This window comes from Sodalis sp. RH22 (assembly GCF_047324165.1).
Taxonomy (GTDB): domain Bacteria; phylum Pseudomonadota; class Gammaproteobacteria; order Enterobacterales; family Enterobacteriaceae; genus Acerihabitans.
The window spans coordinates 1,131,738-1,156,027 of record NZ_CP178731.1; the positions used below are offsets into that span (position 1 = coordinate 1,131,738).

General features: G+C 52.8%; 15 protein-coding genes and 2 pseudogenes. 10 read left to right on the forward strand and 7 right to left on the reverse strand.

What is annotated here, in order from left to right; all coding sequences use genetic code 11:
- Positions 1 to 13: 13 nt before the first annotated feature.
- From araH to ACL2XN_RS05210, 6 genes are all read left to right on the forward strand, one after another.
- A complete protein-coding gene (araH, locus tag ACL2XN_RS05185) occupies positions 14 to 997 on the forward strand; it encodes an L-arabinose ABC transporter permease AraH (RefSeq protein ID WP_410015049.1) in 984 nt (327 codons plus the stop codon).
- 115 nt (positions 998 to 1,112) lie between these two features.
- Positions 1,113 to 2,048 carry an arabinose operon transcriptional regulator AraC gene (gene araC, locus ACL2XN_RS05190; RefSeq protein WP_410015050.1) on the forward strand — a complete coding sequence of 312 codons (936 nt, stop codon included), beginning with the start codon at positions 1,113 to 1,115 and terminating at the stop codon, positions 2,046 to 2,048.
- Between the two features lie 95 nt (positions 2,049 to 2,143).
- On the forward strand, positions 2,144 to 3,190 hold the full coding sequence (locus ACL2XN_RS05195; RefSeq protein WP_410015051.1) for an oxidoreductase: 1,047 nt from the start codon (positions 2,144 to 2,146) through the stop codon (positions 3,188 to 3,190).
- Between the two features lie 66 nt (positions 3,191 to 3,256).
- Positions 3,257 to 4,270: a bile acid:sodium symporter family protein gene (locus ACL2XN_RS05200; protein ID WP_413722886.1), complete on the forward strand. Its 1,014-nt coding sequence runs from the start codon at positions 3,257 to 3,259 to the stop codon at positions 4,268 to 4,270.
- Between the two features lie 632 nt (positions 4,271 to 4,902).
- Positions 4,903 to 6,681, forward strand: a complete 1,779-nt coding sequence (locus ACL2XN_RS05205; protein WP_413722885.1) for a S8 family serine peptidase — start codon at positions 4,903 to 4,905, stop codon at positions 6,679 to 6,681.
- Positions 6,682 to 6,794: 113 nt separating this feature from the next.
- On the forward strand, positions 6,795 to 8,591 hold the full coding sequence (locus tag ACL2XN_RS05210; protein ID WP_413722884.1) for a S8 family serine peptidase: 1,797 nt from the start codon (positions 6,795 to 6,797) through the stop codon (positions 8,589 to 8,591).
- A 130-nt stretch (positions 8,592 to 8,721) separates the two neighbouring features.
- Here the strand turns inward: ACL2XN_RS05210 and add are convergent, their stop codons facing one another.
- On the reverse strand, positions 8,722 to 9,717 hold the full coding sequence (add, locus tag ACL2XN_RS05215; protein WP_413722883.1) for an adenosine deaminase: 996 nt from the start codon (positions 9,715 to 9,717) through the stop codon (positions 8,722 to 8,724).
- Between the two features lie 230 nt (positions 9,718 to 9,947).
- A pseudogene (locus ACL2XN_RS05220) lies at positions 9,948 to 10,487 on the reverse strand (YdgA family protein); the annotation flags it as partial.
- A gap of 337 nt (positions 10,488 to 10,824) precedes the next feature.
- Here ACL2XN_RS05220 and ACL2XN_RS05225 point away from each other — a divergent pair.
- The 3 genes from ACL2XN_RS05225 to ACL2XN_RS05235 all read left to right on the forward strand — a co-directional run bounded on the left by ACL2XN_RS05225 (position 10,825) and on the right by ACL2XN_RS05235 (position 16,454).
- Positions 10,825 to 12,588: a S8 family serine peptidase gene (locus ACL2XN_RS05225; RefSeq protein WP_413730418.1), complete on the forward strand. Its 1,764-nt coding sequence runs from the start codon at positions 10,825 to 10,827 to the stop codon at positions 12,586 to 12,588.
- 129 nt (positions 12,589 to 12,717) lie between these two features.
- Positions 12,718 to 14,469 carry a S8 family serine peptidase gene (locus ACL2XN_RS05230; protein WP_413730419.1) on the forward strand — a complete coding sequence of 584 codons (1,752 nt, stop codon included), beginning with the start codon at positions 12,718 to 12,720 and terminating at the stop codon, positions 14,467 to 14,469.
- Positions 14,470 to 14,771: 302 nt separating this feature from the next.
- Positions 14,772 to 16,454: a S8 family serine peptidase gene (locus ACL2XN_RS05235; RefSeq protein WP_410015059.1), complete on the forward strand. Its 1,683-nt coding sequence runs from the start codon at positions 14,772 to 14,774 to the stop codon at positions 16,452 to 16,454.
- A gap of 232 nt (positions 16,455 to 16,686) precedes the next feature.
- On the opposite strand, the pseudogene ACL2XN_RS05240 reads toward ACL2XN_RS05235, so the two are convergent.
- The 3 genes and pseudogenes from ACL2XN_RS05240 to manA form a co-directional block, all read right to left on the reverse strand.
- Positions 16,687 to 17,226 (reverse strand): annotated as a pseudogene (locus tag ACL2XN_RS05240) (adenosine deaminase family protein); the annotation flags it as partial.
- A gap of 93 nt (positions 17,227 to 17,319) precedes the next feature.
- Complete coding sequence (locus ACL2XN_RS05245; protein WP_410015060.1) at positions 17,320 to 18,837, reverse strand: YdgA family protein; 1,518 nt, start codon at positions 18,835 to 18,837, stop codon at positions 17,320 to 17,322.
- A 135-nt stretch (positions 18,838 to 18,972) separates the two neighbouring features.
- Positions 18,973 to 20,148 carry a mannose-6-phosphate isomerase gene (gene manA / locus ACL2XN_RS05250; protein WP_410015061.1) on the reverse strand — a complete coding sequence of 392 codons (1,176 nt, stop codon included), beginning with the start codon at positions 20,146 to 20,148 and terminating at the stop codon, positions 18,973 to 18,975.
- Positions 20,149 to 20,329: 181 nt separating this feature from the next.
- On the opposite strand from manA, the gene fumC reads away from it, so the two are divergent.
- Complete coding sequence (gene fumC, locus ACL2XN_RS05255) at positions 20,330 to 21,727, forward strand: class II fumarate hydratase (protein WP_413730420.1); 1,398 nt, start codon at positions 20,330 to 20,332, stop codon at positions 21,725 to 21,727.
- Between the two features lie 165 nt (positions 21,728 to 21,892).
- Here fumC and tus read toward each other — a convergent pair whose 3' ends face one another.
- On the reverse strand, positions 21,893 to 22,822 hold the full coding sequence (gene tus, locus ACL2XN_RS05260; RefSeq protein WP_413730421.1) for a DNA replication terminus site-binding protein: 930 nt from the start codon (positions 22,820 to 22,822) through the stop codon (positions 21,893 to 21,895).
- Positions 22,823 to 22,958: 136 nt separating this feature from the next.
- Complete coding sequence (locus ACL2XN_RS05265) at positions 22,959 to 24,236, reverse strand: MFS transporter (RefSeq protein WP_410015064.1); 1,278 nt, start codon at positions 24,234 to 24,236, stop codon at positions 22,959 to 22,961.
- Between the last annotated feature and the right edge of the window lie 54 nt (positions 24,237 to 24,290).

Consider the following 24,290-nt stretch of genomic DNA (forward strand, 5'->3'; position numbering starts at 1 on the left):
GAAGGAGTCTAAGATGTCGACTGTTACTACCCCCTCCCCGAAAGCGAAAAAAACGCTGGGCTTTGGCCGCGTCTGGGATAATTTTGGCATGCTGGTGGTGTTCGTGGTGCTGTTTATCGCCTGCTCGTTTTTTGTGCCGAACTTTGCCAGTTTTATCAATATGAAGGGCCTCGGCCTGGCTATTTCCATGTCCGGTATCGTCGCCTGCGGCATGCTGTTTTGCCTGGCTTCCGGCGATTTCGATTTGTCGGTCGCCTCGGTTATCGCCTGTGCCGGCGTCACCACCGCCGTGGTCATCAATTCCACCGAAAGCCTGTGGCTCGGCGTGGCGGCGGGACTGGTGCTTGGCGTACTGTGCGGCCTGGTCAACGGTTTTGTTATCGCCAAGCTGAAAATCAATGCCCTGATAACCACCCTGGCCACCATGCAAATCGTGCGCGGTCTGGCGTATATTATTTCTGATGGTAAAGCGGTGGGCATCGAAGATGAACGCTTTTTCGTGCTGGGCTACGCCAACTGGCTGGGCCTGCCCGCGCCCATCTGGATCATGGCGCTGTGCATGGCCATCTTTGGTTTCCTGCTCAACAGAACCACCTTCGGGCGCAACACGCTGGCCATTGGCGGTAATGAAGAAGCCGCCCGGCTGGCGGGGGTGCCGGTGGTGCGCACCAAGATCATTATTTTTATCCTGTCCGGACTGGTGTCGGCGGTGGCCGGTATTATCCTCGCCTCGCGGATGACCAGCGGCCAGCCCATGACCTCGTTGGGTTATGAACTGATCGTCATCTCCGCCTGCGTGCTGGGCGGGGTATCGATGAAAGGCGGCATTGGCAAGATTTCCTATGTGGTGGCCGGGGTGCTGATCCTCGGCACCGTGGAAAACGCCATGAATCTGCTGAATATTTCGCCGTTCTCGCAATACGTGGTGCGTGGGGTCATCCTGCTGGCGGCGGTGATTTTCGACCGCTACAAACAAAAAGCCAAACGTACGGTATAAACCGACGCGGACCGGTCGCATCGCGGCCGGCCCGCTCACAGTTTTACGACCCTGGCACGCTATTGTCCGCGCTTTAGGATATTCTCAATCAGACGACAACCTGTCCGGAGGTGAGATGTATCATCGAATGACTCACGAGACGCAATCCAATCCCTTATTACCGGGCTATATGTTCAATGCCTATCTGGTTGCCGGCCTGACGCCGATTATAGCGGGCGGGCCGCTGGACTTCTTTATCGACCGGCCCGACGGCATGAAGGGATATATTCTTAATCTGACCATCAAGGGGCAGGGTAAGATTTTTGAAGGCGAGCGTTCCTTCGTCTGTAATCCGGGCGACCTGCTGCTGTTTCCACCCAAATCCGCCCATTATTACGGCCGCTCCCCGGACAGCGACTGCTGGTATCATCGTTGGGTGTATTTTCGCCCGCGTGCGTACTGGGCCGACTGGCTGGAATGGCACAGCAAAATCCATGACGTCGGCCGCCTGCGGCTCGGCAATGATAATCTGTTGACCGAATTCGACCGGTTGCTGGCCAATATCGAGCAAACCCAACGTTCCGGACGCCGTTTCTCGGAAGAACTGGGCATGAATCTGCTGGAGCGCATGCTGCTGCGCGCCATGGAGGAGGACCCGCAAAGCCCAAGCAAAATCATGGATCCGCGTATTATCGAGGCCTGCCAGTTTATCACCGGCAATCTCTCCGGCGAACTGCGCATCGACGAGGTGGCGCGGCATGTCTGTTTATCCCCCTCCAGGCTGGCGCATCTCTTTCGCGAGCAGGTTGGCATCAATATCCTGCGCTGGCGCGAGGACCAGCGGGTAATCCGCGCCAAACTGCTGCTGCAGACCACGCAGGAATCCATCGCCACCATCGGCCGCGTGGTGGGGTATGACGACCAGCTCTATTTTTCGCGGGTATTCCGTAAACGCGTCGGGGTCAGCCCCAGCGACTTCCGCCGCCGCAGCAGCGAGATTAATTATCCCGGCCGCAGTATCCAGGCGTCTCATAATTGGCAGTTGCAAAGCGAAAAGGCTATCGGAGGCTGATAATTTATTGTTAATGTGAGTCCGATAATAATGTCCCCAGCGCTAATATAAGGCAGTGGGGACATTGCTGTGTTAGCCAAAAAAGAGGAACGACAATGGCTGAAAATATCGGTATCGGACTTATTGGTTACGGCTTTGCCGGCAAAACATTGCACGCGCCGTTGGTTAACGCCACGCCTGGACTGACCCTGGCAGCCGTCTCATCGAGCGACGCCGGCAAGGTGCTGGCTGACTTTCCGGGCATGAAGGTCGCCGCCGATCCGGGTGCTGTGATTAACGATCCCGCGGTTGATCTCGTGATTATCCCCACGCCGAACGAAACCCACTTTCCCCTCGCCAAACAGGCGCTTGCGGCCGGCAAGCATGTGGTCGTCGATAAACCCTTTACCGTGACGCTGTCGCAGGCTTATGAGCTTAAACAACTGGCCGAAAACCAGCGGGTGCTGCTGTCGGTGTTCCACAACCGGCGCTGGGACAGCGATTTCCTCACCGTGCGGCAGCTGATTAAAGACGGCGTTCTCGGCGACGTGGTCTATTTGTCCTCGCAGTACGACCGTTTCCGGCCGCAGGTGATGCCGCGCTGGCGTGAACAGCCGGGGGCCGGCAGCGGCATCTGGTATGATTTGGCGCCGCATTTGGTCGATCAGGTCATCCAGCTGTTCGGCATGCCGGTGGCGGTTAACGTCGACCTGGCCCTGTTGCGCCCCGGCGCGCTGACCGATGATTACTTCCATGCCACGCTTATCTACCCGCAGCGGCGCGTGGTGCTGCACGGCGGCATGCTGGCGGCGGCGGCGACACCGCGTTTTACCGTGCACGGCACCAAGGGCAGCTTCGTCAAGTTCGGACTGGACCCCCAGGAAGCGCAACTGAAAGCGGGCGTTTATCCGCCGCAGCCGAAATGGGGCGTCGATGCCCAGGACGGTATGCTGACGCTGGCCGACGGCGATGCGTTGACCGAACATCAGGTGCGCACCCAGCCGGGCAATTATCCCGCGTATTATGCCGGCATTCGCGACGCCATCCTCGGCGTGGGCGAAAACCCGGTTACCGCGGCCTCGGCCATCCAGGTAATGGAGCTGATCGAGCTGGGCGTGCTGTCGTCGGCACAGAAAAAAACATTGGCGGTGAAGAACGGTTAATGCCAAGGTGGATTTTTGCGGGCGCCCGGCGGCGCCTTTGGTTTTTACAGTGGTAAGGGCAGTGACATGGCGTGGTTTCAGCGTTTAAAGATTGATAAGTTTTTGCTGGTTTTAGTCACCGTGGTGATTCTGGCGTCACTCTTTCCGTGCCGGGGTTTGATCAAGGTCTTTTTTGAATATCTCACCACCGCGGCGATTGCGCTGCTGTTTTTTATGCACGGCGCCAAGCTGTCGCGTGAAGCGATCGTAGGCGGTATGAGCCACTGGCGGCTGCATCTGGTGGTGTTCCTCAGTACCTTTGCGTTATTTCCGCTGCTGGGCATCGCCATGAAGGTGTTTGTGCCTTCATTGTTATCCTCGCCGGTGTATATGGGATTTCTGTATCTGTGCGCGCTGCCGGCCACCGTGCAGTCGGCCATCGCGTTTACCTCGGTGGCCGGCGGCAACGTGGCCGCCGCCATCTGCAGCGCGTCGGCCTCCAGCATCCTGGGCGTATTTTTGTCGCCGGTGCTGGTGGGCCTGCTGATGCATACCCAGGAGGGCGGCGCGACCAATACGCTGCATGCCATAGGTTCCATTATCCTGCAACTGATGGTGCCTTTTGTCCTGGGCCATTTGTCGCGGCCGCTGATTGGCAAATGGGTGGCGCGGCATAAAAAGCTGGTGAATATTACAGACCGGTCATCAATATTGCTGGTGGTGTATACCGCCTTCAGCGAGGCGGTAGTGGGGGGGATCTGGCATCAGATCACCGGCTGGTCGCTGGTCTCCATCCTGGTGTTCTCACTGGTGCTGCTGGCCATCGTCCTGGTGGTCAATACCTGGACCGCGCGTTTGCTGGGATTCAACACCGCCGACGAGGTGACCATCGTCTTTTGCGGCTCCAAGAAAAGCCTGGCCAACGGAATCCCTATGGCCAACGTGCTGTTTCCCGCCGCCATGGTGGGCACCATGGTGCTGCCGCTGATGATCTTCCACCAGGTGCAGCTGATGGTGTGCGCGGTGCTGGCGGCGCGATATGCCCGCCGGCAGGCACAGCAGATGAAAAACATTCCTTCCAATCCCGCCGTTAATAAATAACACTAGTAATGAGCATTCATTGGCTTTGACAATACATTGTCCGGGCCGATGATGCCGTCTGGTGGGCATAAGCTGTAACCATACAGAAACAGGCATTTTCAAATTAAATGCCGTTATTTTTCCTAGGTTTATATAATAAGCCCCCGATATAGGTTGGAGGCTGCCTTTACACGGTGGTAAAGATTGCCAATTTTAAGCAAATTAGCGAGGCAAGTATTGTCAAAACTGGATGTCATTCCATTAACTCAATGTATTAATGAGATAAACCGTATATAGGCATAGGGTGAGGTTAATCAGAATAGGCAATTGCCTGTATGGGACATGTTGGCTAGTATAAATTAATCCGCGATGCCTATTACATTTTGTATGTCATTTTAGACAGGTATTTCGCTCTATCGTCTGATTGAATGATTATATGCCATCCTGCGGAGGGTTATATCAAGGGTAACTCACTATTTTGCCATGGGTTTTACCTTGGGCGTCGTGCATGAATTTAGAAATCGATTATTTTAAATAGACTTCGTGTGTCGACCCCATCTCTCTTAATGTATCAGGCATTACCTTAAGCGTCCGCGTGCAAGCGATTTATAGTCGGACCTCTCAATAAAATAGGAATTTTGGAGATATATAATATGAATATTGAGCTTGAATATTATAGAGATTATAAGCCCGACGGGAATTTGTATGCTCGGTGCCTTGGTGGGGAGCAACATTTTTTCATTGAATATAGCCTCTATGACTGTGGCGAACCTGGCAAGCTTGCTGCTGAGCAAAGCGCATGGGGTGATGAGCTGGTAATATTCAAGCTGTGCTCAGGTACGCTTTATCAGCTGCGTGCGTTGGTAAAAGGGGAGGGGCATGGGACTGAAGAATTATTGTCGGATATATTCTCAACCGTTTACACGCCGGAATTTACAAGCCAGCAAAGATGTGGGATAACAAATATAAATAATTTAAAAGGCAGGCTAAACATAACCACAAATGAAAAACAAAATTTTAGAATACAATTCTATCCCTGCGGTTTCGAACAGTTACAGCGCGAGGAAGATAATAATGTTCCTTTCTTTTACGGACTCAGTGAGATTGTTCGTTTTATCCCCTGTTTTGATGAAGAAGATATACGTGCAAAGATAAAAATATTGCCGCAGTTTGAGAAACTGCGTGGACTTTATCGGGTGGAGCAAAACCTCAACAATAATGAATTATTGCTGTTGGCGCAAGAACTTGAGCAACTGGACTATGTGGAATACTGTAGTTTATCTGGCGAGGCGAAGGAAGACGCTTCCTCCTATGATGAGGATAGTTGGCGAGAGGAAATTGAGCCGGCCAACGTGACGCCAAATTTAACCCAACACCAGGGTTATTTGGATAACTCGCCCTGGGGCATGAGCGTCAGGGCGGTTTGGGCAAGAAATATCACCGGCAGGGGCGTGGGGGTCCGCATGCAGGATACTGGTGTTTATAATACTCATGAGGATCTCGTTACAAATATAACTGTAGTATCCAATTCAACGGGCAATAGAACACACGGAACCTCAACCGCCGGGATTATTGCTGCGCTTAATAATGGCTTTGGTATGACGGGCATCGCTTATGACTGCCGTTTGTTCGCCTATGCTGGTCAACTGAATGAATTTGAAAGAATGATCCGTGACGCCTTACCGGGGGAGATAGTCACAATTTCCTTAAGTACTGGAAACTTCCCGCTGATAGATGACCCACATCGCTGGAGTCTTTTCCAACTATTGATTCAAAGCGGCGGTGTGGTAGTGATATCCGCCTCAAACGGAGGGTTAAATTTGTTCCGATCTGGAATAAATGACTTCGGTGATAGCGGCGTTATTCTGGCGACCTCCAGTCATCGCGCCACGGGCAGAAGATTACCATTTTCAAATTTTAATTTTCACCGGGTGGTTGCCGCCTGGGGAGAAAATGTCGCCACCACCGGAGGTGGTAATTTACTCAATTTGGGATCGCCAAATCGAACCTATCGTGACAATTATAGCGGCACTTCTGCCGCGGCGCCTCAAGTGGCAAGCGTGCTGGCCTTGATACAATCCTATGCCAGATCTGTTTACCACATTATATTTAACGCCGATCAATTGTATCGGATCATCCTGGATACGGGCCATCGCGAAGGTGAAATTGATTTAATCGGCCCCAGGCCAAATGCAGAGGCTGCGATAAACTATGTTGACAACCTGTTGAGTCAAGGATTGCTGCCACCGCCTCTCTCTCCTCTTCCCCCACAAATACCACCGAGATATCCTTTCTGGAGGGTCGGACGGCAATATGAAGTAGGCGATCGGGTCACTCATTTAGAATTGTTTTACGTATCTACAACGAGGCATGTTGCCAATATCGGCTGGCAGCCAAACTTGGCTCCGACATTATGGCGACAGATACAATAATAGTGATTATTTTTGCAAGAAAATTACATCACTCAAAATTTTTATTTCAATAAGTGAAACGGAATGTGTTGATAGAGTGATTATTAGCAGCTAACGACATAAGGATAATGATTGTGAATATAACTCTCGATTATTTTAGTAAATATTGTTCTGACGGCCTCATTTTTATAAAATGTGAAGGCGATTTACGTGGATGCAACGTTAATTTTTCGCTGTATGCGCAGGATAATATCATTCAACATAAGTATGCTGAGGAAAATGAGCTGGTAATTTTTTCCGTACCTTATCCCTCAGTATATAGAATAGCAGCAGAAATCTCTTCGGCACAAGGTCAATGTCATGTGCTTTGGACGGACTATATTGTTATGTCGGAATTCAGTTTGAAGGCGGAGGATAGAAAATCATCAAGACCATGGTTAAAAGGTAAATTAGCGTATATTAATGCTCCTGGGAATTATATTGAGGTAAAGTTTTATCCTAGAGGTATTGATAAACTGTACAATGAAGAGGTGTGTACAGTGCCTTTATTTCAAAAATACCGACGGCACATTTTATTGACGCCTTGCTTTGATCCTCAAGGGGTGGAAAAAAAATGCGAAATTTCATCGGTCTATCAGGAGCTTAAAAATTTTTATACCCTCAACATTGATGTTGATAATCAAGAAATACTAGCATTAGCGCAAGAACTGGAAGCGCTTGACTATGTTGAATACTGCGGGTTATCGAACACACTGGTTGAACCACCGCCGCCGTCGCTAACTGAGCACGACGGCATTCATCAGGATGACGGGGCGTCATTGAATAATCAAACGCCAGATTTCACTGGCTTGCAAGGATATCTAAACGCCGGTTTAGGGGTGAATGCCAGGAGCGCATGGAGTCGGGGTGCCGCAGGCAATGGTGCGGGCGTTCGCTTATTGGACTATGGGGTACATCCTAATCATGAAGATTTATGGGGTAATATCACCGTACGGACCAATCGACCCGGAGGCGGCGACCATGGTACCGCGGCGGCGGGCATTATCCGGGGAGTTAACAACGGTTTTGGCGTTACTGGAATTGCCTATCAAAGCCGGCTATTTGTCTATGAATCGCTCATTTCAGATATGAACCGAATTATGATGGAGTTAATTCCTGGTGATATCGTCGTGCTTAATACACAAACCATGCTTGAAAATGATCTTTCAATAGTATTGCCAATTGTCCATAACGTTATTTGGTGGGACAGGATCCGCTGGTGCGCGCAGGCCGGCGCGGTGGTGATATTCGCCGGCGGCAATGGCTCGGTTAACCTGAGCCAGTTTCCCCGGTTCAATGATTTTGGCGATAGTAATGGCATTATGATTGGCGGTTGTGATTCTTTTAGCGGCCTCCGGGGGACCAGAACCAATTTTAATTTAAATCATCCAACGTTAAACGCCTGGAGCGATAGCGTCACTACTACCGGCTACGGAGGCTTGCAAAATTTAAATCCACCTAATCGCACTTATACCCGGACATTTAGCGGGACCTCCAGTGCTACCCCAATGGTGGGTGGATGCCTGGCGGTCGTTCAAGCCTATGCCCGTAATCAGTATCATATTATTTTTAACCGGGATTTTATCTTCGATATCCTTAGCCAAACCGGCGGGCGCGAAGCCGCGGGGCAGGGAATAGGCTTCCGACCGAATCTTGCCGCTGCCCTGGCGCGGGTGGATGAATTGGTCAGCGGCGGCATTGTGCCGCCGCCACTGCCGTCACCGCCGCCCCCTCCGGTGCTGCCTTATCCCGCCTGGGCTCCCAATACGCAATACGCGGTAAACGATCGGGTGTCCTATTTTTGGAGCGTTTATCGGTGTAGACAAGCCCATCGTTCGATTATCAGCTGGGAGCCTGGGGTAGCCGTTTCATTATGGCAATTGATAATCTAACGAAATTGCGGATTGGGGCTTTAATCTTTAGGGATATGAATTATGGCAGAACCCCCTTAGCACCTCCTGGAAACAGGCGCTAAGGGGGAGAAACCATGCCAATGCCAAGGCTAGGGCTAGGGCTGTAGTTTCAACGTACCTTGTCAAGGAGCAACTTTTTTTCCGTCGCGTTTAAAAAAGCAATCTCCAGACCGTTGCGCCGGGCGGTCTGTATTTGGCTTGGGGTCAGCCCGGCCTGCGGCGCCGCCACCCGGTATTCATAATCAATATCGATACCCTGGACCGCCGGATCGTCCGAGTTAATGGTGGCGAGGATCCCGTGCTCAAGGAATTGCTTTAACGGGTGTTCTCCCAGCGCGCGCACGGTGCTGGTCTGCACATTGGACGTCAGGCAGCTCTCTATACCGATGCGATGCAGCGCAAGAAAATCCATCAGCGCCGGATCCTCAATGGCCTTTACGCCGTGGCCGATACGCTCCGCGCCCAGTTCATGAATGGCCTGCCAAATGCTCTCGGGACCCGCGGCCTCGCCGGCGTGCACGGTAATGCGCAGCCCGGCGTCGCGGGCGCGGGTGAAATGGCTCAGGAACAGGCTGCCGGGGAAACCCAGCTCATCGCCGGCCAGATCCAGCGCCGTGATACCGTCGCGGCAGGCGAGAAGGGCCTCCAGTTCTTGCAAACAGGCGTCTTCGCCAAAGGTGCGGCTCATAATGCCAATCAGCCTGGCTTGGGTGCCAAAATCACGGCAGCCGTCGCTGACTCCCGCGATAACCGCTTCCACCACCCCTTGCAACGGCAACTGGTGTTTCATCGCCATATAATAAGGTGAGAAGCGCAATTCGGTATAATCCAGCCCCACCCGGACGGCATCCTCGACGTTTTCATAGGCCACGCGGCGGCAAGCCTCCAGAGAACCCAGCACCGCCACGCCCCAGTCCAGCTTTTGCAGGAAACTGACCAGATCCGGCTCGGTTTGGGTGACCTGCACATGCGCCCGCAGATCCTCTAGATTATCGGCCGGCAACGCCATGCCGAATTGGCGGCCCAGATCGAGGATGGTTTGCGCACGGATATTGCCGTCAAGGTGGCGATGGAGATCGGTCAGGGGAAGGTGTTTATCAATCATCGGCAACAGTCTTATTCTGGTGAAATATAGCCTGATTATAACGTGTTTGCGAAGAGTTAGCAGAGATTGGTTAGCCGGCCTGGGTGGGATTACGCTTCAGGAACAAACGGAGACATTGAGGAATGCAGCGTGCGCAAAAGAATAGGATCGCGCCCGCGGCGCGGCGGATAGGGAGGGTAACGTCTTAAACAGACCGCTCCGGCGCCGGGGCGGTCATCAGGCTGAAAGGTTTAAGGTTGCGGTATCGCCTGCGGCTGGACCGGTGGGGTCTCGCCTTCCGGTAAACCGAACAGGCCGAACAGGCCCATAAAGCTTTGCAGCGACATTTTTTGGCCGTTCAGGTTGACCTGGTTATCGGCATATTGAAAGCTGCTGGTCAGGGTATTATCGCTGACGGTGGTCAGTTTAAACATCTGGCCCATGGCCGCCAGTCCTTGTACCTGCTGTTTAGCCAGTTTCTGGGCATCCTCGTCGTTATAGCCCTGGAGTCTGGCGAACTGGGTGGTGGTTTCGGTGGCCATGTCCAGCGGCACGGTCAGCTTGGCATCCAGCTTGTTGACAAACCGCGCCCACAGCTGATCCGGCGTCGCCGGCGTGGCGGGAGCTTGGGACGGGTCGTTAAGATTGAGCGTCAGGTTAAACGCGCTTTCTCCTTTGCTGTTTTTCCAGCTGAACGGCGCAATGGTCAGGTACGGGCTGCCTTTCAGCGCCAGCGGCAGGTTCTGGAACAGCGCCTGGCTTATCAACTGCTGCTGAGTCGCAGGATCTAAATGCCGTTATTTTTTCTAAGTTTTTATAATAACCACCGATATAGGTTGGATGCTGCCTTTACTCTGTGGTCAAGATTGCCAATTTTTAGCAAAGTAGAGGGGGCAAGCTTTGTCAAAGCTGGATATCATTCCATTAACTCAGTGTATTAATGAGATAAACCGTATCAAGACATAGGATGATACCAGTTAAAATAGGCAATTGCCTGTATGGAAAATGGTGGCTATTATAAATCAATCGGTGATGTCTATTACATTTTGTATGTCATTTTACACTGGCATTTCGCTATATCGTCTATTTTAAATAACATAATCCTGTGAGAAACCGTAGAGGGTTGTTATGAATATAAAATTAGATTACTTTAGAAACAATGCTTCAGATGGCAATGTTTATGCGCGATGCATTGGTGAAGAGTCTGATTTTGATATAATCTACACCTTATTCGAAGGGAAAGAAAAAGAGCATTTTTCTATAAAAAAGAAAGCTTATGGCGATGAGTTGGTGACTTTTAAGCTTACATCAGGTTGCGACTATTATTTACATGCTCAATTAAAATTGTCTAATGGACAGGATGTTGATCTATGTTCTGACATAATCTCCACATTGCCCTCCTCGCATTTTCTACCGCCGACAAATTGCAAAATTGAAGATATGACAGACATAAAAGGCAAGCTGAAAATAACCTCAGAGGGTAGACAGGATTTTATAATACAATTTTATCCAGGTGGATATAAAAGACTTCAGTGTGAAGCCAGGCATAACGTTCCTTTGTTTTTCAAAGCCAGGCGTTATATTGATTTCGCGCCTTGTTTTGATAAAAAAACGCTAAGCGGTATCATAAAAAAATTCCCGTTGAGCAAAAAATTGCGTGAACTTTATCGGGTGCGGCAAAACCTGGTAAATGATGATTTACTGCAGCTGGCGCAAGAAATTGAACGGCTGGATTATGTGGAATACTGCAGCTTATCGGGCGATCCGACGTCGGAATCGTTACCCTCTGAATGGGAGACATACCCGCAGGAGATAGACACTGCCACCATAACGCCGGATTTAACCCCGTATCAGGGATATCTTGACAATACAGCGAGAGGCATGAGCGTCAGGGCGGCGTGGGCCAGGAATGTTACGGGAAGAGGCGTGTCGGTACATATGCAGGATACCGGCGTATGGCCGGACCATGAAGATTTGATCGGTAATATTACCGTCGTTAACAATTCATATGAGAATAGAGATCACGGCACATGGTCGGCCGGCGTTATCGCCGCCAGCAATAACGGGATCGGCATGATGGGGATCGCTTACGACTGTCGCTTGTTTGCCTACATAAATACATTCACCGATTTTGAAAAGATTGTACGTGATGCCCTTCCGGGGGATATTGTTACTGCCTCTTTAGGCTGGGATTATTCAGCTTTACCGTTGGTGCACCATCAAGCCTGGTGGAGTATGTATCGTTTGCTGGTAAGCAGCGGTGTAGTGGTGGTGCTACTCTCCGGCAATGGAGGATTAGATCTGAGTCAATCGGTCGAATTTAATAATTTTGGCGATAGCGGCGTTATCCTCGCCACCGCCAGTCATCCAGACAACAGGAGGCGGCTGGAGTTCTCAAATTACAATTTCACCCGGATGATTGCCGCCTGGGGAATGGATGTCGCTACCACCGGCGAGGGCGATTTGCTCAACCTGGGTCATCCCAACCGGACTTATACCGCCAATTATGGCGGCACCTCCGCCTCGGCCCCCCAAATCGCGGGCGTTCTGGCCCTTATCCAATCCTATGCAAAATCGGCTTATCATGTGATTTTTAGTGGCGACCAACTGTATCAGATTATCCGCGTGACGGGCCATCGTGAAGGCGAAGCTGATTTAATTGGTCCCAGACCTAATGTGCATGCCGCACTGGAATATGTGGACTACCTGTTAGGACCGGGCGAGCCGACGCCACCGCCGCCAGAATATCCCTTGTGGCGGGTAGGTGTACAATATGAAGTGGGTGACAGGGTCAGTCATTTGGGGTTGAACTATATCTGCAGGTCACGCCATGTTTCCAACGTCGGCTGGCAACCGCAGCTGGCGGTAACATTATGGACGAGAATCCCATAATAAAACATAATCACGAACGTCTAAAAAAGATTAGTAAAACATATCATTATTTGGTGAGAATTTCAGATATTACTGATTAATCTTTCCAAATAATACATAACAACTTATAAGTGATTAAGGGGCACCGTCATGAATATAATGCTCAATTATTCAACTGAAGATCTTCCTGAAAGAACTATTTCTATTCGATGTAAAGGTGCTGAATCGGGGGCTAAGGTGGTATTTAGCCTGTATGAGCAGGACAATATTATTTGTAAAAAAGAGGCCAACGGAGATGAACAGGCGCGTTTTACCGTGCCGTTTCCCTCATGGTATAAAATTTCCGCTGAAATTAGCCAGGGAGACGATGCGTGCTGCTTATTGTGGACTAACCCTATCGATATTCCCGATTTCCGCGAGCGGCAATGTGAAAAAACACTGGATATTAAAAGTCTGAAAGGTAATCTTGAGATTTTTCCAGGAGAGGATAATTACATTGAGGTTAAATTTTATGATGGCGGAATAATACAGATATTTGAGGAAAGATCGTATAAGATACCGCTTTTTTATAGATATAGACGGCATCTGGATTTCATACCCTGTTTTGATAAAAATCAAATCGATAAAAAATGTTGTTTGTTACCTATTTATAATGAGCTGCGTAATTTTTACCGACTAAAGATTAATCTCGATAATTACCAACTACTGGCATTAGCCCAGGAGTTGGAGAGCCTGGATTATGTTGAATATTGCTGTTTGTTAAGTAAAAACAAATACCCGCCACCGCCTGATAATATTGAACACCAATGCTATCAACCGCAAGCGCCATTTATTGGACAGACGCCTGATTTTACGCCATTGCAAAGGTATTTGGATCCTGGGTTGGGTATGAATGTCAGAAATGCCTGGAGCCGGGGGGCATTCGGCGTTGGCGCGACAGTACGATATATGGGGTTTGGTGTTTATCAAGAGCATGAAGATTTAATAGGTAATATCACTGTAAATTCCAATCGTCCAGGTGCCCGGAATCATGGGTCTGCGGGAGTAGGCGCCGTTAGGGGTATCAACAATGGTTTTGGCATAACAGGTATAGCCTATGGCTGCAAATTGATTTTTCATGATACCGGTATAGAAAATCTGGACCGCATTTTAGTGGAATTATCGGCGGGTGATTTGATCATTATAAATAATCAATTTAACATCAATGGTTTCTTGTTGCCCATGGTACATCTGGCATCTTGGTGGGATCGGATAGATTTATGTACCCGGGCCGGGGCGGTGGTGGTATTTGCCGCGGGTAACGGCGGGCTCAATCTCCGTCAATTTCCTCAATTTAATAATTTTGGCGACAGTGGCGGTATTATGATTTGCAGTGCTGACTCACACTCTGGTCTGATTAGACATAGCAGTAATTTCAATCTTTATTCAATGCTAAATTCCTGGGGTGATAGTGTTGTTACGATCGGATGGGGTGACTTACAAAATTTCGATCCGCCGAACCGCACTTATACCGCTACCTTTAGCGCCACTTCCAGCGCCACGCCTTTAGTGTGCGGAGCTTTAACGGTAGTTCAAGGTTATGCCATACGCCGGCTTTATCGTCCATTAAACGCCGCTGAAATGTTCAGAATCGTCACCCTTACCGGCGGACGGGAGGGGGAAGGACAAGGTATTGGTGTCCGGCCTAACGTCACCGCCGCCCTGGAGTTGGTAGATGAAATGGCCGGTGGCGGAACGCCGCCCCCAGAGCCTGAATATCCCCCGTGGCGGGTAGGTGTACAATATGAAGTGGGCGACAGGGTCAGTCATTTGGGATTAAACTATGTCTGCAGGTCACGCCATGTTTCCAATATCGGGTGGCAACCGCAGCTGGCGGTAACGTTATGGACGAGAATCCCATAATAAAACACAATCACGAACGTCTAAAAAATATTAGTGAATGTAGGAAATTGATCTTGGACTTAAATAGATCAGAATCATGACAAATGAGATGTGTTTATATCCAAATGTCGGTGCTGGCCGGGAGGAAATGCCGTGTTTACGCCCAAAACCGATTAAGATCCAATAAATTTATGTAGGTGACAATCATGGGTTTGACTATCGAATACTACAGGGCTTATTCCCCTGAAGGCCCTCTCTATATTCGCTGTGAAGGTGCGGCGCCCGAATGTAAAGTGAAATTTACCCTATATGGGCTGGATGGCATGATAGATAACAAGGAGGCCGAAGGCGATGAACTGGTCGGCTTCAGCATCCCTTTTCCGTCGGAATACAGGATTTCCGCTGAAGTCTTATCGGGGTACGATAAGTGCGGTGTATTATGGACAGACCCTATTATTGTCCCGGAGTGCCACTGGCAACCTCAGCCGCAAAAACGGGAAATCAACAACCCGAAAGGCAAGCTGAAAATTATCGAGGGTGTGGATAACTATATAGAAATTAAGTTTTATGATAAAGGAAAAAAACAGCTTTTCGAGGAAAAAAAACATAATGCCGTATTATTTTATAAATATCGGAAATGTATTCATTTCCTGCCCTGTTTTGACCGGGAGATGATAAATAAAAAAAGAAAATTATCGCCAATCTATAATGAATTGCGAAATTTCTACCGGATTGATAGCGAACTCTGCAATGACGAACTACTGGCGTTGGCGCAGGAGCTTGAATGCCTGGACTATGTGGAATATTGCGCGCTTGCAAGTAAAAATAAATTTGCGCCGCGGCCCGACGACGACGGTCCGCGCCCTTATGACGAAGCGCGCCATGCCTCGCCCCATCTGCCGGCACCTTGGTACGGCGACAAGGACCCGTCATTTGATACTCCCTTGAATGGTCCGACGCCCGATTTCACGCCGCTGCAAGGCTACCTGAATCCGGGGAACGGCATGAATGTCAGGAATGCCTGGGCCAGGGGAGCCACCGGCAATGGCGCCACCGTCAGGTATATGGGTTCTGGCGTCAATCCCCAGCATGAAGATTTAATCGGTAATATCACCGTAAATTCCAATCGTCCGGAGGGTAATAGGGAGCATGGTACCGCGGGGGCCGGATGTATCGTCGCCGCCAATAACGGTTTTGGCGTGACGGGCATTGCCTTCGGTTGCCGATTCTTTTTCCATTATAACGATATTCACAGCCTGGACCGGATCATGGGGGATTTATCACCTGGTGATGTGATCGGCATCAATCTTTCGGTGGGTGATTCAATTCCATTCCCTATGGTATTAGTCATCGAATGGTGGGACCGGATAAACTGGTGCGTGCGCGCCGGCGCGACGGTGGCTTTTGCCGCCGGTAACGGAGGGGTAAGCGTCAGGAACCATCCTTTGTTTAATGATTTTGGCGATAGCGGCGGGTTTATGATTGGCGCCAGCTACCCAGAGACCGGCCGGAGGACTTCTTTTTCGAATTATAATCTTTACTCCACCCTTAACTCCTGGGGGTGGAATGTCACTACACTAGGATGGGGGGATCTGCAGAATTTTGACCCGCCTAACCGGCTTTACACCTCTGCATTTAACGGCACTTCCAGCGCGACGCCCCTGGTGACGGGCGCTTTGGCGTTGGTGCTGGGCTATGCGCGCGCCAGGCACCACCTTACGTTTAATGCGCGGCAAATATTCGAGATTATTACCCAGACCGGCGGTCGGGAGGCGAATGGACAAGATATCGGCGTACGGCCGAACGTCGCCGCCGCGCTGGCGCGGGTGGATGAAATCGCCGGCCCGCCGCCGCCGCAATATCCCTTGTGGCGGGTAGGGGTACAATATGAAGTGGGCGACAGGGTCAGCCATTTGGGATTAAACTATGTCTGCAGGTCACGCCATGTTTCCAATATCGGCTGGCAACCGCAGCTGGCGGTAACGTTATGGACGAGAATCCCATAATAAAGCATAATCACGAGCGTCTAAAAAACATTAGTGAAACATATCATTGTTTAGTGAGAATTTCAGATGTTATTGATTAATACCGCTAAATAACACATAACAACTTATAAGTAATTAAGTGTCACCGTCATGGATATAATGCTCGATTATTCAATTATAGATATCAATCATTCAGATATTACCATAAGCACCTGCAGGCAAGTTGCTTATGGTCGGGTGGTCAAGCTATGGTTTACCCGTTGCGGTTTAAAATCGCTTGTTTTTCGGCTGTGTTTAAAAAAGCAATAACCAAACCGTTGCGCCGGGCGGTCTGGATCTGCTGTGGGTTAAGGCCGGCCCGCGGCGCGGCCACTCGATACTCATAATCGATATCAATACCCTGTACCGCCGGATCGTCCGAATTGATGGTGGCGAGAATGCCATGTTCAAGAAACTGCTTTAACGGGTGCTCTTCAAGCGAGCGCACGGTACTGGTCTGCACATTGGACGTCAGGCAGCTTTCTATACCGATGCGATGTTGCGCCAGAAAATCCATCAGCGCCGGATCTTCAATGGCCTTTACACGGTGGCCGATACGCTCCGCCCCCAGTTCATGAATGGCCTGCCAGATGCTCTCGGGACCCGCGGCCTCTCCGGCGTGCACGGTAATGTGCAACCCGGCGTCGCGGGCGCGGGTGAAATGGCTCAGGAACAGGCTGCCGGGAAACCCCAGTTCATCGCCGGCCAGATCCAGCGCGGTGATACCGTCGCGGCAGGCCAGGAAGGCCTCCAAATAGGATCGCGCCCGCGGCGCGGCGGATAGGGAGGGTAACGTCTGGATTAAACAGACCGCCCCGGCGCCGGGGCGGTCATCAGGCTGAAAGGTTTAAGGTTGCGGTATCGCCTGCGGCTGGGCCGGTGGTGTCTCGCCTTCCGGTAAACCGAACAGGCCGAACAGGCCCATAAAGCTTTGCAGCGACATCTTCTGTCCGTTCAGGTTGACCTGGTTATCGGCATATTGAAAGCTGCTGGTCAGGGTATTATCGCTGACGGTGGTCAGCTTAAACATCTGGCCCATGGCCGCCAGGCCCTGTACCTGCTGTTTAGCCAGTTTTTGGGCATCCTCGTCGTTATAGCCCTGGAGTCTGGCGAACTGGGTGGTGGTTTCGGTGGCCATGTCCAGCGGCACGGTCAGCTTGGCATCCAGCTTGTTGACAAACCGCGCCCACAGCTGATCCGGCGTCGCCGGCGTGGTGGGAGCCTGGGACGGGTCGTTAAGATTGAGCGTCAGGTTAAACGCGCTTTCTCCTTTGCTGTTTTTCCAGCTGAACGGCGCAATGGTCAGGTACGGGCTGCCTTTCAGCGCCAGCGGCAGGTTCTGGAACAGCGCCTGGCTTATCAACTGCTGCTGAGTCGCCGGATCGGCCTGGCCGGTCTGTTGCATGATCTGCTGCGCCTGGGCATGATATTTTTCGCTGAAATCGGCGATCGCTTTCGGATCAAGATTCGACAGCTTGATAACCAGCTTGCCGGCGCCGAAATTCTGCCCCTGCACATGCAGCGCATCCAGGTTATAGGCCACCTGCGCATTGAGCTTATCCGCCTCCTCGTTAACGCTGGTCACCTGCGACAGGTTATCGACGCTGAGCATGTCCTTGCCGTCGACATTGTACACCAGCGTCTTGGCCTTCATGGTATTGTCGCCGACGCTGTAATCCAGCTTGCCTTTATGGGTGCTGCTGTCGAGGCTGAACTCCTGCACGGTAACCTGCTCATGCTGTTGCCACTGGTTCAGGCCGCCGATCAACAGGCTGGCGATACTGCCGTCGACCGACATCTTGTCCATGTCATGGTCTATCGCGGCGTTAAACGTCCCGCCGCTGGTGCGGAATACGGTGGCGGGGCTGTTAAAATCCAGGGCCATCACATCGATAACCGATACCGTATCGCCGTTATACGCCACCCGGGTCAGGGCGGTGACCGGCGACTGTCCCTTGCTGGCGTCAAGCAGCGGTTTAACCAGCGGCGTCGCGGCCAACTGGCTGCGTACCGAGGCCATACTGGGGATCAGCACGCCTTTTTTTAACTCGGCGAACGGGAACGGGCCATGGTCGATGGCTTCGTTGACCACCAGGCGATCGCCGGGTTTCAGGGGTTTGTTTTCGCCGGTGGTGCCGTCGGATACCAGCACCAGGTTAACGTGGCTGGAGAACAGACGGCGCTGGTAGTCTTCGATAACCAGGTTGACGCCGGCTTCGGGGAACGCCGCCTTGATACGGGCATTGGCGTCGGCGACCACCGTAGGCAGGCGCTGCTCGAACTGTTTGCCGGTATACCATGCGCTTGCGGTCCAGGCCGCGCCGAGGACAATAATCACGCCAACCGCTATAAGTGTTTTTTTCATGCTTGGTTCATCCTTATTATAATTTCCTGTTCCAGATTGACTGACCGCCCCGGGGCGCAGGCAAAATACTGTGTTGCCGCCACGTGTATATGGTTCTAATAATAGCAACTGCCGGCCAATGCGTGGGCTGTGTTGTCACAGTTCGTTGTAAACCCGGGCAAGACGGCCATTGCCGCTGGCATTGACCGGTGAATCGCCGGCTGCCAGAAACGCGGATTCACCCGGTTTCAGCGTCAGTTGCCGGCCGTCTTTTTCCAGCACCGCCTGCCCGTCGACGCAGAAGACGATGGCGGCGCTGTCCTGGGCCAGTGCCTGGGCCTTGGAAGACAGGTTGTGCAGCGCAAAGGCGAAATCTTCCACCGGGATGGGGAAACGCAGGGCGCCGTTTTCCGCCACCGGTCGGGCCAGCAGTTGGTTCTCGGGCTTGGCGATAAACTGTACGTTGGCCAGCAGTTCGGGCACGTCGATATACTTAGGGGTAAGGCCGGCGCGCAGAACGTTGTCGGAATTGGCCATCACCTCCAGCGCTTCGCCGCGCAGATAGGCGTGGGGCGTTTCGGCATAAAGAAACATAGCCTGGCCCGGTTGCAGGGTGATGACATTTAACAGCAGCGGCGAAAATAAGCCGCAGTCTTCAGGATACTCTGCCGCTATGTTGCCGATGGTCGCCCAGGGTTCGCCGTGCTGATGGCCAAGGGTGCTTTTTAACACATCGAGGGCCAGGGATTTTTCCTCGCCAGCCATGCTGAGCAAATCGCCGAACAGCTGCGCCAGATGTGTTTCATCGGGATGTTGCAAAAAATGCGCAATGGCGGGATGAGCGCCCGCCACAGGCTGCAGCAGGGAGACGATGGCGGTCATCTCGCGAAATCCGTTCATCGCCTGGAACGGCGTCAGTGCAAAGACCAGTTCCGGTTTATGGTTGGGATCCTTGTAATTACGATTGCCGGCGTCAAGAGGGACGCCACGATCGTTCTCCAGGGCAAAACCGCGTTCAGCCGCGGATTTGCTGGGATGAACCTGAATGGACAACGGTTCCCGCGCGCACAGGACCTTGAACAGGAACGGCAGCTCGCCAAAACGCCGGGCAACCGCCGCGCCGAGCGTCGCCTCGGGCTGTTGCGCTATGTAGTCCCGTAAGGAAATCTCGTTGCCCCGATCGTCGCTGATACGCGAACTGCTTTTGGGGTGCGCGCCCATCCACAGCTCGGCCATCGGCTGCTGGCCCGGGTTGGCGATGCCATACAGGCGGGTGAGGGCGTCTTTACTGCCCCAGGCATAATGCTGTACCGAGTTGATCATTTTTTTCATGGATTTACTGCCCTTGGTGAAGCCTAAATGTGATAACGCGAGGCGGTCGCATAATGGTAAGCTTTTCTTCGGCGCTATACTATCAATGTCAGTCTAGCAAAGACAGACTATCGATGTCCCGTCCTCGTGGCATCGCGCACGGGCAGGATATTGATCTTTAGGAAGAATACCAGGAGGAAAAATGGCAGCAACCCGCATAGAAAAAGATTCCATGGGCCCGATCGAGGTGCCGTCGGAGCGCTTATGGGGGGCGCAAACGCAGCGTTCCCTTGAACATTTCCGCATTTCCAGTGAAAAAATGCCGCCCGCGCTTATCGCTGCGCTGGCGCAAACCAAGCGCGCCGCCGCAGCGGTGAATAAAGATTTAGGTTTACTGCCCGCTGAGCGCGCCGACGCCATTATCCGCGCGGCGGATGAGGTCTTGGCCGGCAGCCACCCGCTGGAGTTTCCCCTGGCCATCTGGCAAACCGGTTCCGGCACGCAAAGCAATATGAATATGAACGAGGTGCTGGCGAACCGCGCCAGCGAGCTGCTGGGCGGAGAGCGCGGCGAAGGCCGCCTGGTGCATCCCAATGACGATGTCAATAAGAGCCAAAGCTCCAATGACGTGTTTCCCACCGCCATGCACGTGGCCGCCGTTGTGGCGCTGCGCGAACATTTAATCCCGCAGCTGAAGACGTTGCGCGCGACGCTCGCGCAAAAATCAGCCGCCTTCGCCACTATCGTGAAAATCGGCCGTACCCATTTGCAGGATGCCACCCCCCTGACGCTGGGACAGGAAATTTCCGGCTGGGTCGCCATGCTCGATCATAATCTCACCCATATCGAACACAGCGTGCCCCATCTGGCCGAACTGGCGCTGGGCGGCACCGCGGTGGGCACCGGGCTGAACACCCATCCCGAATATGCGGTGCGTGTCGCCAAGGCGCTGGCGGAGTTGACCCAACAGCCTTTTGTGACCGCGCCGAATAAATTCGAAGCGCTGGCCACCTGCGACGCGCTGGTCCATAGCCACGGCGCGCTGAAAGGGCTGGCCGCGTCGCTGATGAAAATCGCCAACGATGTACGCTGGCTGGCGTCCGGTCCGCGCTGCGGCATCGGCGAAATCAGCATCCCCGAAAACGAGCCTGGCAGTTCCATTATGCCGGGCAAGGTCAACCCGACCCAATGCGAAGCCATGACCATGCTGTGTTGCCAGGTATTGGGCAATGACGCGGCCATCAATATCGGCGGCGCGTCCGGCAATTTTGAGCTGAATGTTTACCGGCCGATGATTATCCATGATTTTCTGCAATCGGTACGCCTGCTGGCCGACGGCATGGACAGTTTCAACCATCATTGCGCCGTGGGCATCGAGCCCAACCGGGAGCGTATTGACCAGTTGCTAAACGAATCGCTGATGCTGGTGACCGCGCTGAATACCCATATCGGTTATGACAAAGCGGCGGAAATTGCTAAAAAAGCCCATAAAGAAGGACTGACGCTGAAAGCGTCGGCGCTTAAGCTGGGCTATTTGAGCGCCGATGAGTTTGATCAATGGGTGCGGCCTGAAGATATGGTGGGGTCGCTGAAAAGCTGATGGGCCTGGGCCGCTGCGGTTTCTCCACCGCGTAACGGGGCGCGGCGATAATTACTGCGCCCGCGTCCTGTCGAGCGCCGCTTTTGGGCGGCGCTTTGCTTATCGACTCGACGCCGTCAGCGCGCCCTGTTTTCCTTCATGTCGTTGCCTATTGCCCGATGGGCATCAGGACGCCACGTACAGGTGCAATCGTTTAATGAGCAGACGCGCGGGCAGCCCCGGCGGCTTGTGCTTATGGCGTACCCCCTCGCGGTTGTAATCCAGCAAGCCACCCAGCTTCGGCACCGGCGCGCCTGACGACTGCCGGCATAACACTATCAGCGGGGAAGGGCAGGCGTACTGCACCTGCCGCTGGCTGTCCTGATACCAAACCCTGGCAATAGGCTGAACCTTGACCGGTCTTTTTATCTTGAGCGCAATGTCGGGAGGCAATTTACTGACCGCGTCGATTTCCTGCCGGATGCGTTCGGCCCATTGCGTTTTATCATAAGGCGGTACCGCCCGCCCGGCTTCCAGGCTTTTTTGCAGCATGGCCAGCACCTCCTGGCGCGTCAGGTTCTTGATAATCTGTTTATTGGCCCAGCCGAAGCGAACGCTTGCCGGGTCGGTCACTGTTTGCAGCGCGCGGTAGGCGCTGAGGGTTTTTAAACCACGCAGGTGGGTATGGACAAATTCAAAGCGCAGTTCGGGCGGCAGTTGCGACTCTACCGTGATCAGATGCGCCAGTTCGGCTTTTAGCTGGTTTATCGCGGCGGTGAGCGCCTGCGCCGCATGATACTGCGCGTCGTCGACGGAAAAGCAGAGCACGCCCGGCAGGCGAATGGCCGACTTGGCGCTGGTGTCCTGTTTTTGATGATAGATAAACATGCGCTGGAAGTGCGCCAGCCCCAGGGTGCCAGCCTGGGCGCCCACGTGCTGGGTAACCTTTATCTGCGCCGTATCCTCATGCTCTTTGCCTTTTGGAACCTCTGGCAACTCAAAGACCCGCCCGGCAAGCAAGCGAAATCCGCCCATCATCCCCTGCCACTCGGTTAAGTGGGCCTGTAGCTGGTTAAAATGTTGATTAAGTCGGTCGATCAAGTCTAGCGCGGGCATATTAAGATGACCATTTAGTTACAACATACATTAAAGTATACCTCCTAGTCGCCACTTCACCAATGCCGTTGTTTTCGCTTAACAGCAGAAACGTCGCGCCCTGGGTATTATCGCAGGCGCTGTTTTGGCTCATCGGCTATGAGAGGGCGCGCAGTTCAGGCAACATGCGCAAGCGCTGGGCCACATATATCCCCAGCAGCAGCATAACGGCGATAAATACCACTACGCCGCTCCAGGCGAATCCATGCCAGAAAAAGCCGCCGACGGTGCCGGCAACGCTTGACCCGACATAATAGCAGAACAGATAAAGCGAAGACGCCTGGCCTTTGGCGCGCCGGGCGCGGCGGCCAATCCAGGCGCTGGCGGTGGAGTGCGAGGCGAAAAAACCGGCGGTAAACAGCATCATACCGCCCAGGATGGCTATCAGTGACGAGAACCAGGTCAGCAAAAGCCCGGCCAGCATAATCGTCATCGAGACCATCAGCACCGGTCCGCGGCCATAGCGCCCGGCCAGGCTGCCGGCCTTGGGCGAGCTAAAGGTGCCTGTCAGGTACACGACAGACAGCAAGCCGACCGTGGCCTGGCTTAAGTACCAGGGTCCGGCGAGCAGACGATAACCAATATAGTTAAACAGGGTAATAAACGACCCCATCAGTAAAAAACCTTCGATAAACAGCAACGGCAGACCGGCATCGCGGAAATGCAGGCGGAAATTGATCGCCAGCGTCCGCGGTTTGAGCGACCCGGCGCGGAAGTGGCGCGACGCGGGCAAGATGCGCCAGAACATCAGCGCCGCGCCTAACGCCACCACGCCGATGGCGCCGACGGCGATACGCCAGTTAAAAAAATCCGTCAGCACCCCGCTTATCAGCCTGCCGCTCATACCGCCAATCGAATTGCCGCTGATATAAAGCCCCATGGAAAACGCCACCACGCTCGGGTGGATTTCCTCGCTGAGATAGGTCATCGCCACGGCGGCTACTCCGCTTAACGACAGGCCGACCAGCGCGCGGACGATCAAAATACCCTGCCAGTCGGTCATAAATGCGCTGACGAGGGTAAATGACGCCGCCAGCAGCAATGACACCACCATCACCGCCTTGCGCCCCACGGCATCGGACAGCGGACCGGTAAACAGCAGTCCTACGGCCATCAGGCCGGTGGCGGCCGAAAGGGATAGGCTGCTGGTCGCCGGCGATACACCGAAATCATGCGATAATACCGGCAGTATCGGCTGGACGCAGTAGAGCAGGGCAAAGGTCGCCAATCCGGCGGAAAACAAGGCCAGGGTGACGCGGATAAACTGCGGGGTGCCACGTTTGATAAAAGGTTGCTTGACGGGGACGAAGTAGTCGGGTGCTTTAACTGCGGGCGTCTCACGGGCGGGCGCGCCGGTACGCGATAGGGTGTTCACAATAAATCCTCGGGAAAACGAAAAAATCCACAGACGGGGATCTGTCTGCGGTAA